Annotated in this window: 14 protein-coding genes; 7 read left to right on the plus strand and 7 right to left on the minus strand. The window is 44.2% G+C overall.

Features of this window, described 5'->3' with window-relative positions:
* The first annotated feature begins 269 nt into the window (after window positions 1-269).
* Window positions 270-731: a MarR family winged helix-turn-helix transcriptional regulator gene (locus tag GB992_RS05440; protein WP_161001554.1), complete on the plus strand. Its 462-nt coding sequence runs from the start codon at window positions 270-272 to the stop codon at window positions 729-731.
* A gap of 578 nt (window positions 732-1,309) precedes the next feature.
* A complete protein-coding gene (locus tag GB992_RS05445) occupies window positions 1,310-2,587 on the plus strand; it encodes a CPBP family intramembrane glutamic endopeptidase (protein WP_161001555.1) in 1,278 nt (425 codons plus the stop codon).
* A gap of 554 nt (window positions 2,588-3,141) precedes the next feature.
* Here GB992_RS05445 and GB992_RS05450 read toward each other — a convergent pair.
* Window positions 3,142-5,229 carry an LTA synthase family protein gene (locus GB992_RS05450; protein WP_161001556.1) on the minus strand — a complete coding sequence of 696 codons (2,088 nt, stop codon included), beginning with the start codon at window positions 5,227-5,229 and terminating at the stop codon, window positions 3,142-3,144.
* Window positions 5,230-5,448: 219 nt separating this feature from the next.
* Here GB992_RS05450 and GB992_RS05455 point away from each other — a divergent pair, with 219 nt between their 5' ends.
* The 5 genes from GB992_RS05455 (at window position 5,449) to GB992_RS05475 (ending at window position 9,087) form a co-directional block, all read left to right on the plus strand.
* Window positions 5,449-6,108: a histidine phosphatase family protein gene (locus GB992_RS05455; protein ID WP_161001557.1), complete on the plus strand. Its 660-nt coding sequence runs from the start codon at window positions 5,449-5,451 to the stop codon at window positions 6,106-6,108.
* A gap of 346 nt (window positions 6,109-6,454) precedes the next feature.
* Window positions 6,455-6,943: a GNAT family N-acetyltransferase gene (locus tag GB992_RS05460; protein WP_017261499.1), complete on the plus strand. Its 489-nt coding sequence runs from the start codon at window positions 6,455-6,457 to the stop codon at window positions 6,941-6,943.
* A gap of 66 nt (window positions 6,944-7,009) precedes the next feature.
* Window positions 7,010-7,471, plus strand: coding sequence for a MerR family transcriptional regulator (locus GB992_RS05465; protein WP_161001558.1), 462 nt, complete (start codon window positions 7,010-7,012; stop codon window positions 7,469-7,471).
* A gap of 3 nt (window positions 7,472-7,474) precedes the next feature.
* The gene (locus tag GB992_RS05470; RefSeq protein ID WP_347877370.1) at window positions 7,475-8,104 is read left to right on the plus strand and encodes a TMEM175 family protein; all 630 of its coding nucleotides are present in this window, start codon (window positions 7,475-7,477) and stop codon (window positions 8,102-8,104) included.
* Between the two features lie 5 nt (window positions 8,105-8,109).
* A complete protein-coding gene (locus GB992_RS05475; RefSeq protein WP_161001559.1) occupies window positions 8,110-9,087 on the plus strand; it encodes a linear amide C-N hydrolase in 978 nt (325 codons plus the stop codon).
* A 250-nt stretch (window positions 9,088-9,337) separates the two neighbouring features.
* On the opposite strand, the gene GB992_RS05480 is transcribed toward GB992_RS05475, so the two are convergent.
* From GB992_RS05480 to GB992_RS05505, 6 genes are all read right to left on the minus strand, one after another.
* Window positions 9,338-10,264: a magnesium transporter CorA family protein gene (locus tag GB992_RS05480; RefSeq protein WP_161001560.1), complete on the minus strand. Its 927-nt coding sequence runs from the start codon at window positions 10,262-10,264 to the stop codon at window positions 9,338-9,340.
* A gap of 42 nt (window positions 10,265-10,306) precedes the next feature.
* Window positions 10,307-11,353, minus strand: a complete 1,047-nt coding sequence (locus GB992_RS05485) for an ElyC/SanA/YdcF family protein (RefSeq protein ID WP_161001561.1) — start codon at window positions 11,351-11,353, stop codon at window positions 10,307-10,309.
* A 9-nt stretch (window positions 11,354-11,362) separates the two neighbouring features.
* Window positions 11,363-12,568: a VanZ family protein gene (locus GB992_RS05490; RefSeq protein ID WP_161001562.1), complete on the minus strand. Its 1,206-nt coding sequence runs from the start codon at window positions 12,566-12,568 to the stop codon at window positions 11,363-11,365.
* Between the two features lie 134 nt (window positions 12,569-12,702).
* Window positions 12,703-13,251 carry a DUF805 domain-containing protein gene (locus GB992_RS05495; RefSeq protein ID WP_161001563.1) on the minus strand — a complete coding sequence of 183 codons (549 nt, stop codon included), beginning with the start codon at window positions 13,249-13,251 and terminating at the stop codon, window positions 12,703-12,705.
* A 372-nt stretch (window positions 13,252-13,623) separates the two neighbouring features.
* The gene (locus GB992_RS05500; protein ID WP_161001564.1) at window positions 13,624-14,100 is read right to left on the minus strand and encodes a MarR family winged helix-turn-helix transcriptional regulator; all 477 of its coding nucleotides are present in this window, start codon (window positions 14,098-14,100) and stop codon (window positions 13,624-13,626) included.
* A 30-nt stretch (window positions 14,101-14,130) separates the two neighbouring features.
* A complete protein-coding gene (locus tag GB992_RS05505; protein WP_161001565.1) occupies window positions 14,131-14,691 on the minus strand; it encodes a GNAT family N-acetyltransferase in 561 nt (186 codons plus the stop codon).
* Window positions 14,692-14,741: the final 50 nt, after the last annotated feature.

Genomic DNA, 14,741 nt, shown 5'->3' on the forward strand with positions numbered 1-14,741 from the left:
TTCCTTTCATGATTGTTTTCGCAAACATCATTTTACAGAAATTTGGCCATGGGCCATTCTTTATTTAATTAGTGTTGCACTTAAAGTGTAAATTCAAGTGCAATAAATTTGGTTAAATGGGTATAATATTAATAAGTTTATGGTATTTTTTAGGTTTCTCAACTACAATTCATTTCATAAGTTTAACTTTAATCACTTGGGCAAAGCTATAAGTGGATCAAAGACAACTGGGTTTATTACAGTAATTTTTGAGAAAAGGGGTTCTCGTAATGTCCGAACCAATGAATAATCAGGAAAATGTTGATGCAATGGTTGCAGTATTGTGTGATCACTACGTTAACGAAATTTATGTTGCTAATCGTGCGGCAATTAATTTTGTTAATCATTTCGGCCTTAATTTACAAACAGCCGTTTTGTTGAGACGAATCGCTGCAAACAAAGGCATCACCGTGTCGCAACTTACCAAGGAAACGCCATTTTCAATGAGCGTTGTCTCGACACAAATTGGTAAGCTGTTAAAGGACGATCAGGTTGAAATGAAAACAACCGCTGATGACCGCCGAACCAAATTGGTTTTCTTAACCAATAAGGGTGTTCGTTTGCATCACAAGATTGAAAAGTCAATTCGTGAATCAGTTGAAAGTTTAGGTGACACCATTTCAATTGAAAAAATCGATGATGCAATTAAGTTAATTGAACAACTTGGTGCATCCTTACCGACCTTCGAATAAAAAAGACATCAATGCGGATATTTATAGCGTGTTGGTGTTTTTTTGTGCGCTGGAAAACGGTGATTATCTGATCGCTTGCGGTTGCCAACATTGACAGGCTCGCCGTGGGACCGGTTCAAGCCGGAAGGGCCCCGTCTTTCACCTCGCCGTAAAGCCTCGTGAAGACCGCGAGTCTTTCCGACCGTCCGTAACCTAAATTCGGGCAAATCGCCGAATTAACGTTACCTTCACGGCTCGGTATCAATGTTAGCGCCCTCCAGTTCACATAGTTACAAGCTTGCACATCGTTTAAATGTCAGTTTCTGACATAACGGGAGTGTGAGATGAACGGTTGTTTTCAACTGTTGGCGGTAAATAATGCATTCTACAAAAAAGTAGATTGCTTCTTTCTCATCATCGCGGTTTTAATCTCTTATTATGATTGCCTCGCATCAGCACGTTGATATGTTTTTAGTGATATGATTATAAAATCATAAGAGGATTCCAGCAAAATTAAAGTGACCGATAAAACTTTAATAAATGATTGGAAATTTCCGTTATCGAATAACACGAAATTACTAAAACGAAGGTGAGCGGATATGGCAAGACAGGGGTTAACGACAAACATAGGATTGCGACGCTGGTTTTTCGTGCAGGTAATCATTCAAGAGCTTATTTTGATTGCAGGGCGTGTTGTACTCCATCAAAGTCGAACTACGCTGGTGGTGCTACTGGATGTGATGCTGGTATTGAATTTATTAGGATTGATTTTGTTGGCCCCAAATGAGGAAACATTAGCAAATCGTCATTGGTTCAAACGTTTTCTGTATCGTTTTAATCACTATGGCCAAGTATTTGTTCAGACGGTGACGGTTTCATTGGTACTTTGGGTATTGGCGGCTATCTGTGTGAAGCGGTTACACGTTAATGCTAATGGTGCTGCAATCGTAGTCTTTATCATGTCATTGCTGGTTTATATTCCTATCGGCGTGTTTGCATACGGCCGTATTGAATCATTGGTTGGCCGGATAGTGGTCCTCTTTTCAGTTGGGTTTGAGGTCATCGTGGCTGCGCCAGAAATTGCGGTCATGGCGTTTGAAAAGACATTGGCGCCAGTAGTAAAAGACCTGGCAACCAGTGGTTTTGTCGGTGCCTTTAGTTTCGTGATTATTACGGGCTTTGCAATGAAAGTTTGGGGATTCCGTTTGCCTCGATTTGGGTTTTCCAGAACGGCACAGTGGTGGATCGTTGTTTTACTGGCATTGTTTTGTGTTGGCTACGTCATTTTTAATAGTTTTGACGCAGGAACATCGTTTAGAACACTGTGGAAATTCGACTTTCACATGAAGTCACCGACATTCAAGATGATGTTAAACGGAGTGGAACCTGGAATCGTGGAAGAATGGCTACTTCGCTTTGCCACGCTTAGTCTCCTGATGCGTGCGTTTGAGTTTTCACGACATCAGTTTGGTTGGTCCGTGGCTGTCACGAGTATTTTGTTTGGCCTGTTTCATCTGCCAAACGCACTTCAGGGGCAAAGCTGGTCAGCTACGTTTGAACAGGCGCTGTCGGCAGCCAGTATCGGTTGTTTGTTAGCCGCTTTGTATTTGTACACACGTGCTTTGTGGTGGCCGATGTTGTTCCATTTCAGCGTTGATAGCTTTGCGTTTATGAGCAGTGGCACCCAGACGATGGGTAAGCCAGGGATGTTTGACTGGTGGATGACTGTTATCCTAGCCGTTATCTTTATCGCCATCACCATTTTCTTACTGACAGGTGAGCGGGGCCGCAATGCCAAACGGAATTTTCCAGAATTTACTGGAAATGGGTTGCTTTTCGGCGGTTCAGTTGCCTTTCAAACGTTTCCGACCCGTTAGTTATGTCGCTTACAGTTGCCAACATTGACACGCTCGCCGTGGGACCGGTTCAAGCCGGAAGTGCCCCGTCTTTCACCTCGCCGTAAAGCCTCGTGAAGACCGCGAGTCTTTCCGACCGTCCGTAACCTAAATTCGAGAAAACCACCGAATTAACGTTACCTTCACGGCTTGGTGTCAATGCTGGCGCCATCCAGCTGATATAACTGGAAATTTTGTACGTAGCATTTTTAGCACTAAATTGGCAGGCAACCAACAATCTACTATGTGAGTGGAGCTGACCGAAGACAAAGTTCCGTGTCGGCCACACTTGGCGGCGGAACTTTAGCCGTTTAGTGTTGCGGGATGACTTATGAGACGTGGGTTTCGGCTCATAATCAAGGTTAAAGACGCCGGGTTTAAGGAGGCTGAGACCGGTCCCAACGGAACGGCGTTTTCGGTCAGCGTAGCGGTTGTAATCAAGAATGTTATGTCGTAGACAATTTAGAAGTAAACAAATACCCATCGCAATGGTTAATTTCCGTTTGCGATGGGTATTTGTGTGGTATTGAAATGGATCAACGACCCTTGTCATCAACCTCAGGAGCATCCGTGTGATATAAGCCTTCGATTGATTTATTACCATTTTGACTGTACAGCGAGGTGCTACCGACACCGCGATCGCGTTCGATCTGCTCGGCTTTCTGTAACCCCTTCGTGTACTTATATTTGCTAGGGTCAACTGGGGTAAAACCATCTGGTTTGTAGAATCGCAATAGGTTCTTTTGATTCAATGAATCAGAGAGGCTCAGTTCCTTAGTCACCTTGGCCTGCTCAGCGGCTGTATGTTTCTTCTGTGCAGCCGTTAGATTAGCTGGTTGACCAGTTTTGTTGCTGTAAATGGTGCCAGAAAGAGACGTGTAAGTCGGTGTCACAAAGTCTTGATTTCGGAAGGCCACAACCTGATCATGGTGTTTGGAGAAGAGGTCGGTACCAAACTGAACATACTTTTTGGAGTTGATGCCCAATAAGTGGAGCAGTGTTGGTTCAACGTCAATTTCACCACCATATTGATGCTCGATCTTACCATGACCATTGCCCGGAATATGAACCATAAATGGCACACGCTGTAGCTGGGCGTTGTCAAAATTGGTCCAATCGTCTGGGTCCTTCCCAAGGACACTGGCGAGATTCTTGTTTTCTGAATTGGAAATTCCGTAATGGTCCCCGTAGATGACGATCATTGACTTGTTATAAAGCCCTGATGACTTCAGGAAGTTGAACAGTTCTTCAACGGATTGGTCCAGATAGTGGTTCGTGACAAAGTAGTTATTCACCGCGGAGTCATCGGTGTCCGTTGTTTTGAAGTTGGGATCCTGGTCTTCTTTGCTTAGTTCAAACGGGAAGTGATTTGTAACGGTCAGATATTTAACGTAAAACGGCTGTTGCAGATGCTGGAGGTACTTCACGGAGTCGTCAAACAACAGTTTGTCCTTCAAGCCATAACCCATAGAACGATCACCACTGTGGTTGTAATACGGTTGTGAGAAGAAGTATTGATAACCTAAATTTGGATATACGTTATTTCGGTTCCAGAATGTTGGCACGTTACCATGGAAAACGGCAGTGGTGTACTTTTCAGGTGACTGTTCGAGAATCGCCGGTGCGGCCTGGAAGGTTTCGTCGCTGCCCAGTTGGGCAAACAACGATCCTTGTGGCAGACCATACGTACCTGCTTCTAGCATGTTTTCTGCGTCAGACGTTTTCCCTTGGCCCACTTGATGGAAGAAATTATCAAACGCATAGGTATCCTTAGAATGATAAATGCTGTTTAAAAATGGCGTGACTTCTTTACCATTAACTTTTTGGTCAATCGAAAATTGTTGGAAACTTTCAAGGTGAATCACAATCACGTTGCGGCCCTTAGCAGCACCAAACATTGTTTTATTTGGAGCGGCATAATGTTTTTGCGTAAAGTCAGTGACATCCTTTAGTTCAGACTTGGTGGCCGCGGCCCGCATTGAGGATGTGTGCCATTCACTAGCACCATCGTAAGCGGTGAAAAAGTCTAGTCCGAGGTACTTAACCACATATGTCCGGTCAAACGTCCGCGTCATTAATTGAGAGCGGTCCATTTCAGCAACAGCTAAGTTAAATGTAATAAACATAAGAGCAAACGACGTCACGGCGAAGCCGGTCTTTTTCGGCAGTGCTAGTTTGTCAAACTTCAACCAACGAAAGGCAAACAGCAGAATTAAAATGACTAAGTCCAGCCAATAAAGGACATCATGGGGCATGGTCAGGGCGAGCGAACTGCCTGATAAGCCCTGATTGACTTTGTCGTAGCCAGTCATTGTCGAAACCGTCATGTAATCGGTGAATTCACGGAAGTAAATCACATTCAGATAAAGTAAGACAGTATTTAAAATGTAGGTTAACGTCAAGATTGGATAGAAGAACCGCGCCCGCCGTGCATAAAAAGCGAGGCCGAATAATAGAAGGCTGGTTCCAATCGGATTGATGGCGACAATGAAGGCTTGGACGGGATCACTAATGGAAATGTGAAAGTCGATCGCGTATGCCAACATCGTTTTGGCCCAAAAGACAAAGACCAGAAGCCAGAACAAACCGATTCGGGTGTTAAGTTTTGCTTGCAGCTTACGCATGAATCAAGGTCCTCTTTTTAAATTTACTCGTCAAAAAGCATATGACATAGTTTACCACGTCGGCCAATGGCTGTTCACTATTGGCAAATTGACCTTACGCAAACTTTAACCGGCTAAAGAATGTTTACGTTCCGCAAAGAAGCCCGTCAATTTTACTTAACAGCGGCACCGTCGTGTATAATAGAGTCTAGAAAACATTAAAATTTGGGGGTTATTAACATGGCATCAGTGACACTGTATTTAGTCCATCATGGACAAACTTATTTTAATATTTATAACAAACTGCAGGGTTGGAGCAATTCACCGCTGACCGACAAGGGTCTAGCAGATGCTAAGTCAGCTGGTGAACGGTTAGCTAATGTGTCGTTTGCCGCGGCCTATTGTTCTGACACAACGCGGGCGCAACAAACGGCTGCAACGATTTTGACTGAAAATAATGTTTCAAATGTCAAACAGCCGATTAGCAGTCCGTTTTTCCGCGAACAGTTCTATGGTTCGTTTGAAGGCGAAAACATGAATTATGTGTGGGACCAAGTCGGCCGTCCACATGGATTAAATGGGTTTAAAGAAATCGAAGAAAAATATTCAATTGCCAAGGCGAAGGACTTCATGAAAGAGGCCGATCCGTTTCATGATGCTGAAAGTAACGATGAATATTGGCAGCGAATCGATCGTGGTTTTGATTTAATTCGTGAAAACGATGATCTTTCTGATGGCGATAATGTACTAGTTATCAGTCACGGCAATACGTTGCTCAGTCTGATGGAGCGTTACGGTGGCGGCAAGTACGATCTCAGCGTCCGTCCAGAAAACGGCAGTGTAACCCGCCTTTCCCTCGACGATCAGAAGATTACGGTGTTGGGGTATAACGAAAAGTAGAGTGCTCACGAAGCCCGGGAGAAGGCGAGCAATAACGTGGAGGTGATGAGAATCAAGCGGTCTTTGCTTGGTTTTCATCAGCTTCGGGTTATGCACAGTCTTCTGGGCGGCAGTGACACGTTTTGGCTACGTAGTAGTTTTGCCTGTGCAATCGTCAGTTTCAGTTGTGCACAGGCTTTTAGGGCTGAGAGCGCGTTATGGCTATGTAGCAGTCGAGAATCAAGCGGTCTTTGCTTGGGTCTCATCAGCTTCGGGTTATGCACAGCGTTCTGGGCGGCAGTGACACGTTTTGGCTGCGTAGCCTCACGACATCAATATAAATAACAAAATAACTAAGGAGCAATTAATGAGTTTATTTCACTGGGGTAAGAAGAAAGAAGAAAAACCAGAACTTGATATTGAACAACTTAAGGGAACAGACGGCAAGGTTTACGAAGATGCTGTATCCGTCCGCCTAGCTGTTTTTGTCGACGAACAAGGTATTGATAAGGAATTAGAGTTGGATGGTCATGACGAAGACGCAACGCACTATGTTGGTTACGATCATGGCACACCGGTCGTGACGGCGAGGGTCAAAGCCTTAGATGATGATCTACTTCAGATTCAACGGGTTGCAACCATTGACTGGGCACGGCACCGTGGTTACGCCGTCGCGCTGATCAATCAGATTACGGCTGATGCCAAGGAAAATGGTTTCAAGACGTTATATCTAGAAGCGCAGGAAACGGCTATCAGTTTTTATGCCAAACAAAGTTTTGAAGCTTATGGTCAACCATTTTTGGAAGCTAACATTTGGCACCGTAAGATGACTAAGGAACTATATCCAGAAGAGTAGGACAGTAATGTTACTGTGGACAGCATAATGAAGTTCAGCAACACGCATTAACCTGGAGGTGGGTGGATGGCGCGAACAAGTTTGCGCGACACCAGTAATGGTAAAATTTTTAGCACGGCGAATTTAATTTTCGGTATTGGCCAGATTAGCAAAATGACGAATGTGTCAACTCGTCAACTTCGGTATTGGGAATCAAAGGGATACATTAAGCCTAAAGAGCGCGAAGATGGTAATACGTCGCGTTTGTACGGGTATGACACGTTTTTAAAAGTGTCTGGTATCAAACTGATGTTGGATGAGGGATACACCTTAGCTGCCTCTGTTGAACGCACAGATGCCTTGATGGCGGAAGCGTTCAATATTCGTGGTTTTTTGCTGGATGCGTATCATGGCGAGGCCACGATTGATGGGCAAACAATGCTAGACCTTGGTTATTTTGATGAAGATCATACGCAACGTTTGTACGCTCACAGGACGGCAGATAATCGCGTCCATTACGTTGTTAAACCAGAAAATGGAGCAAATTGATCGATGATGTCTAAATCACGTTTGGAAGCATTTAGTGATGGCGTTTTTGCCATTTTGATTACGATTCTTGTATTGGAATTTCACGTTCCAGAATATCACCAAGGCCATTTAGCAGCGGCAATTGCGCAACAGTGGCCGGAATTTTTGGCTTATGCAGTCTCTTACTTTTATGTTGGGACATTATGGCTCTTTCACCACGATTACTTCGCGAGCTTGAGAGTGATCGATCGAAATTTGAACCTGATTAATTTGTTATCAATGTTTAGTGTCACGTTGTTGGATTATCCAATGAGCCTGGTAGCGACAGCCATTGCAGAACGAAATACTGCGGACATCCGCGTGTCGTTTATGATTTATTCAGCAGTGGCGTTATTCATCTCTTCCGTTTACTACTTGATGTATCGCTATCTGTACACCCATCAACAGATGATGGACAAGAACCACTTTGTGTTTGATCGTGGTATTAAAATGGATCCTTTACGGTCAATGGTGTTGTATGGACTAGCAATCATCACCTCAATTTGGTCCAATTGGATTGGCGGGATTTTGTTGTTGGCAGGCATTGCGTTTCACTTTATTGCTTACTTGCATCTGAGCCATAATCGACGTCAAACCAGTAAGCTGGAGGCTTAACACTTATGTGTACCAGTATTTTTCAAATTGCCTGTGACGGAACCCACGTACTATCACGGACGATGGATTGGCCGACGCTTGATGTCAGACCAACGTTTGTGCCACGGAATTACGAATGGCAAAGCGATTTTGACAATCGTGTGCATAAAAATCAGTACGCGATTGTCGGCAGTGCGTTTCAATTACCACATCGTATCGACATGTCTGATGGCGTTAATGAATGGGGGCTGACGGCACAGAAATTGACGTTTGCCAATGGTTCCAAACGTGCCATTGAGCGGCGTGACGACAAAGTGCAACTGGCGCCTTATGAGTTTGCATTTTGGTTGCTAGGTAACTTTCGGTCGGTGGCAGAGATTGAAGCACACATTGACGAGGTCGAACTTATGGCTGACACGTACAGTGATCGTAAGTATGGACAGGCAGAACTGCATTTTGCAGTGGCTGACCGCACTGGAAGAATGGTGGCCATTGAACCGACGATTATGCCAATGCGGATTGTCGATGACCCACTGGGAATTTTGACAAACGTACCCAATTTCGAAAAACAGATTGACCGATTAACTGACTATATGGAATTTACTCCTGAATTTCTGGCGGGGCAGGTTCCGTTAAATACCGCCAAGGTCACTACCGGTAACTTATCGGGTAAGTCGATTCCACCTGGTTCCTATAGTCCGTCGTCACGTTTTATTCGTGCGGCTTACTTCAAAGAACGGGCCAATCAACCATTTAATGAAGACGATGCCATTATCAGTAGTTGGCACTTATTGGATGGTGTCGCGGTACCGAGAAACACAGACCATCAGCAAACGTATTCTGTTTATCGCGCAGCAGCGGTTTGTGAGAGTCGCACGTACTACTTTGAACCATATAATCGAGAAAGCATTGTGAAGCTGCAGCTGACTGATGACATGTTGGCGTGGCAGAAACCAGTCTTCTACGATGTGGCTGATGAACTGCAGGTGACATCGGTACGATAATGTGAAGGCAAGTGGATTGTCGTTCAGAAATAATTAGTTTAATAATACAAAGAAGAGGTTGTGACATAAGTTTATTGGGGACGAATAATATGAGCAATATCGCGCTCCAAAGCCCTGAGAATTCCGCTTAACCCAAAACTGACCCATTCCCAAAGTTCGGGAATAGGTCAGTTTTACGTTAATGCTCGTTCTCAAACCAGACTTGTGTCACAGCTCCTTCTTTATTGTGGTGACGAAAAGTATCACCCATCTACCGATCAAAAAAACGATAGTGTCGCAAAATGAGATAAACAACGGCGCCAAGCGCAATCATGATCAAAATGGTAATTTGCCAGCCATAGGGATTGTGCTCAAATGGCAGTGCAACGTTTTCACCAAAGAAACCAGAAACGATGGTCGGCACAGTCATGATGATTGAGTAAGCTGTCAAGAATTTCATCGTGTTGTTCAGACTGTTATCAATCAGGTTTGAATAAGCGTTTGACACACGCTCAACCACGTCCGAAGCCATCTGGGCCATTTCTAGACCTTGTTGCGATTCAACTAGTATATCCGTAATATGTTCATTTTGATCTGCATTGACCGGTACGACTGGGGTCCGCTGCAGATCCTTAAGCATGTCTGTATTGGTTTTTAACGCAGTCAGATAGTAAACCAAACTTGTCTCAAGGTCCATGAGTTCGTTAATGGCGCTATGTTCAGGATTGGTTTTCAAACTCCGCTGAATCTCTGCCCGTCGCCGATCAATTCGATTGATTTTGTCCAAATAAGTCGTTGTCAGTTTGTACATCAATCCTAAAATGGCATCGATTGGTTGCTGCTGCTCAATGGGCGGCAATTTTAATGCAGAATTGGAGTTGATAACTAGATTATGCACATAGTTCGTGGTACCACTGGTGAACGTATATACCCGTTTGCCTTTGAACAGAAAACCAATTGGCGCGGTGGCTGCTTCAGGGGAGTCATCCGGTAAATCAGTGATGACATTAAAAATCATCAGTGAAATACCCGCTTCCTTGTCAAATTCGATGCGGGCACGTTCACTAGGGTCGGTTGCGTACCCGTACATTTCTTCGGTTAGTTTGTAACTTTGAATGAGACGGCGATGCTCAGCAGCTGTTTCATCCTGCACATCGACCCATTCAAAGTTGTTATTGATTTCAATTGGTGTCAGCATAATTTGCCTCAAAAATTCAGAATAAAATCGTTTACAGTCCTATTAACCATAGAACCATGGAATTGCAATTGTTAGAACAACAATCAGAATCAGCGCTAATAGATGGCGTGTTTTGTGTAACCAAGTCAGGGCTGCATATTCACGAATGAGACCGCGATGATAGTAATGTGACCGTGTTGGCGCAGCAATGCCACGACTGTTTAATTTGAGCATCGCAGCGAACACTGAGGCCCGAAAGACGTGAAAGTTATTGGTCACAAATTCGATTGTTGGGTGTGGCTCATGAATGACATCGAGTGAATATTGAAAATTTTCAAACGTACTTGTTGATTTTTCTTCCAAACGGATCGCCGCGGCGGGATAACCGTTTTCCTTCGCGTAGGCAGCCATGGCCGAGGATTCACTGATGGTTTCATCAGCGCCCTGACCGCCGGACATGATCAAAATCGGCCAGTCGCCAGTTTCGTCTTTGGCAATACTGCCAACGCGCATCGCCGTGTCCACACGCGATTTCAATAGCTTAGACAGTTGATTGCCATGATGTAACCCACTGCCAAGAACGATCACGTAATGTTCACCGTGCAGTTTTGTCTGACGTGGGTAAGTCCAAGTGGCCACGAGGAAGTCAGCAATTGTGATACACATGTAAGCACCCAACAGGGTGAGTGCCGTGTTGACGTACTTCATTGGTGTCAGTAAGTCGGTAGGCCAGACGTGAGCTGGAATAAAGGGCAGGACAGCCAGTGCAAGCCCAAGGATGATCGCAAAAATGGTTAACGCGCGAAAATGACGCCGTAATGGTCGAAAGTGCCAGTTGATCAACATGACCCAATCGAATAAGCCAAGTGTGAGAGCCAAGAAAGCGAGTGCACTGAGAACCCGCCAGCCAATGTGATGAGTGTCTGACAGTGATGCCAATAAAATAATTGGCATGCCCAGTAAAATAACGGCTCCAACGACGAGATACCAAGAATTCAAGAGGCGTCGGGGATCGTGACGATAACCAAAGATAGCCAAGGTTACGGCCACAATAAAAATAAGTGCAGGAAAGAAAATTAGAAAATTAGTCATTTGCGATAATGAAAACATGGAAACTCCTTAACGTGATTGATGGCGTTCAGAACGAGTTGTGTAGTTCTTCTTTGGTGAACTAGGTGTCGATTGTTTGCGGATAGGAGCAGTTTGTTGCTCATCAGTAACAAACGACGAAATGGTTGTCGTGTGACTCAGCCGCTCGAATAATAATGGATACGTTGGCATCATTGCAGCCAGAACGATATCCACCATGAAGATGAGGATCGTCAATACTGTAAACGTCCCAACTAGTCCAAACGACGTTAATTGACCGTGAATATTAAAAATATGCTGTAGACCAAGGCCAATTAAGATAAGTGGAATATAAATAACCAAATTTCGAATGATCACCTGTAACCATGAAGCAGTGCGCCAGTTGGTTGCCTTAACTTGCAGGTAGACAGCGCGCAGGCCAATTGTAGTACCCTTGAAAAGCCCCTGTGGGATGAATACAAAGAGCAACAACCCCAATACTAGCAATAACCACATGTTTGGATCGTGATCAAAGGCGAGGCCGCCAATCATGAAAATACCGGTGAATGTGCCGACAAACAGCATGTCGATGACGAAAGCTGTGAACCGTCGTAACAACCCAACCTGATGTGCGCGTTTGGCATTTGCTGTTTCGATTCGTTCCTTACTAGGTAGTAACCAGGAAAACAATGGGGCACCCAGCCAACCAATGAAACCACCGGTCGTATTAAGGAGTAAATCATCAACGTCAAACAGACGGTAGGGACGAACGTACAAGCCGTATAAGCCAGTTAGTTGAGTGACTTCAAAGAACAGACTTAAACAAAATGACAAGACAATGGTCGTGAAGAAACCGCGTTTGAAATAGTAATGGAGATAAAAGCCAAACGGAATGGTCAGCATGATGTTGAAAAATGGCTGTTGAAATCCTGCGGTGTGTAACGTTGGAATCCAAGTCGCAGCGTTATGAAGGCTGAACCCAGTGGCCTTAAAAGTATAGTACACCAGCAGGGGATGAAAGTTGTGTGTCGGTGTCGTCAACGCGGCTACAGAAGCCCGCGATGGTAACGGCAAAATGATGAGAAAGTAGGCACACAGTAAATAAAAATAGAAACTATAATTTACAAAGACCTGCCAACGTGAAATCGCGCCATAGCGATGATAGTGGTAGGCAAATAACGGTACGGCCATGGCAATCGCTAAAAGTGGGAACAAGATGACTGCCACGTGAATTGGTTCAAGATATTGGCGCCACATTATCGCCACCTCCAGAAAATTCAAGATAAACTCTGCTCTAAATTGTACCACGGGTGAGCGGGTCGTATGACAGTCCAAACACGAACGTGACGAACCTTAATAAAATTAATGACAGCACGGTCAAACGAGTTCCCTTATAACGATAGTGTTGCGGTGGGTGGCGTGACGCTGGTAGGAAAGAACCGGTTATGCTTTGTTTCACTTGGCAGTAGTAATAAGTAAATGAAGCCGATACTAAGTAGAGTAAAAAGCGTTGCCGTAGCACTCGCAAAAATGAGCGCCATGTCGGCATTCAGGCCACGCGTGACCGTGTAAGTAATTAACAAGGCGATATCCACACTGACATTTAAAACCAGCCAGCCTGCAGAGCGATTGGCATCATGTAGGCGGCGTACAAATAAGGCTAAAGAAGGAATTAAAGCGATGGTCGCATAACCAATTAGCAGTAGGAGGAGTGGCAAGGATGAAGTTGCTACAGTTACTAATAATCCAAATGATAAACTGTTTTGATTAGCATCGATTGAAGATAAGAAGTCGCGGATAGAATAAGTCGTGGGAATCAAAAAGAGTAGCATAAAAATAACTTGCCAAAATTGCCAGCCCCAGAACTCTATCCGCGTTGCCCGACCACGGAAATTAGTATAGTTGCGCCAAAATGATAGGAACGTTTGAATTAACCGCATGTTATGCCCCTCAAATCTAAAAAAGATTATCTAATCAAATTCTTATTTTATCATCTTTTTCTAATAAAGTCTGTGTTAGACGTTCGATTCTCATAACTTATAGATTGCATGGCGCTGGCTCGTATACAATTGAGATTCGAATGAGTGGTGATAACATCATCCATCACACATAGTGGCAAGTTTTATCTTTTATCGGCCGACAATGGGGTTTAAAAACACGATTCCGGTCACAATAGATGGCTAAAAAATGAATAATTTAATAATGAGTTCGTAAAAAAGATTACCTAAACAAATTGTTTAAGTAATCTTTTTGAACGTTTTATGTTTGAACAGCAATATTCGTGACGAATTCAAATCAGGATGAGCAATAATTTAGAATGGTTGTCCCTGGTTCAAACTACCTTCAACAGTTTCGAGAAATTTGAGAATTGTTTTGCGATCGCCTTTGCTGAACTTTTGCGCGATGCCGAGGTATGTTTCGTTAATTTCACGGTCGATTTCTTGGTATTCGCGAGCTAGAGTAACGCCATCACCTGAGAGCGCCAATGTTGTTACTCGACGATCTGTTTCACTAACTTTAGTATCAACTAACAATTCTTTGTTGAGCTTACGGAGGGCCTTTGTAACAGCGGGTTTTGAAATGGAAAAGTGGTCGGCCAAGATGCTGTTAGTGACGGCTTCATCACTTTGAAGTAGAAATTGCAGAATTTGTAACTGAGTTAGGCTTAGCTGGTAAGCACCTATATGAGCAGCCGCTCGTGTCCGCAATAACGTGTTCTCATTGGTGGCGACATGGCCCATGGTCTGTCTTAAATGGTCTGCTACTTCTTCAACTGTCACTTTTGCCATGTTCAAAACTCCCTACTTTTATTAATCATTTTATTCAACGATATCGATGTTTTTGTCATCAACAGTTTTATGGTTGAGAGCCGGAGAGTACATTAGTAGACCGGCTGTATGCCGCAGTGCCCCGGGCCGCAACTCACGAAGGCTCAGTTTACTTGCCGCTGTTTGAGCATCATGAATGTCGAAATGGTCGGCTAAATCGTACCCGAAAAGGGCAAAGTAGTCTGGGCAGTCTGTGGTCAGAATTGCTTGATAGCCTCGCACAAATGCGCGATGCTCAAGCTCATCAACTAGTTGCCGACCAATGCCTTGTTTCTGGAAGTCAGGCAGGACGCCCAACGGATTCAGAATGGCTAATTTTGCGGTCGGTTGACCCTGAATATAGGCGTCGGAAATCGTGCCGTACCCGACAATGTTGTCATGAGCATCTTTGCTGACAAGCTCAAAGGTAGGCAGATAGGTTCGTTCCAAACGGAGCGTGGCTAACTGGTCATCAAAGTCGATCGTCTTTTTTGACGATGCAAAAGCCGCCTTTAAAAGTTCAGCGGCGGCCTGATAATCGGCAGATTCGATTGTGTGAATCGTGTAACTCATGCACTCACCTCAAAAAGATATCCAGTTAACTATAACATTTTGTGTTTGTT

It is taken from the genome of Furfurilactobacillus milii (assembly GCF_009863985.1).
Taxonomy (GTDB): domain Bacteria; phylum Bacillota; class Bacilli; order Lactobacillales; family Lactobacillaceae; genus Furfurilactobacillus; species Furfurilactobacillus milii_A.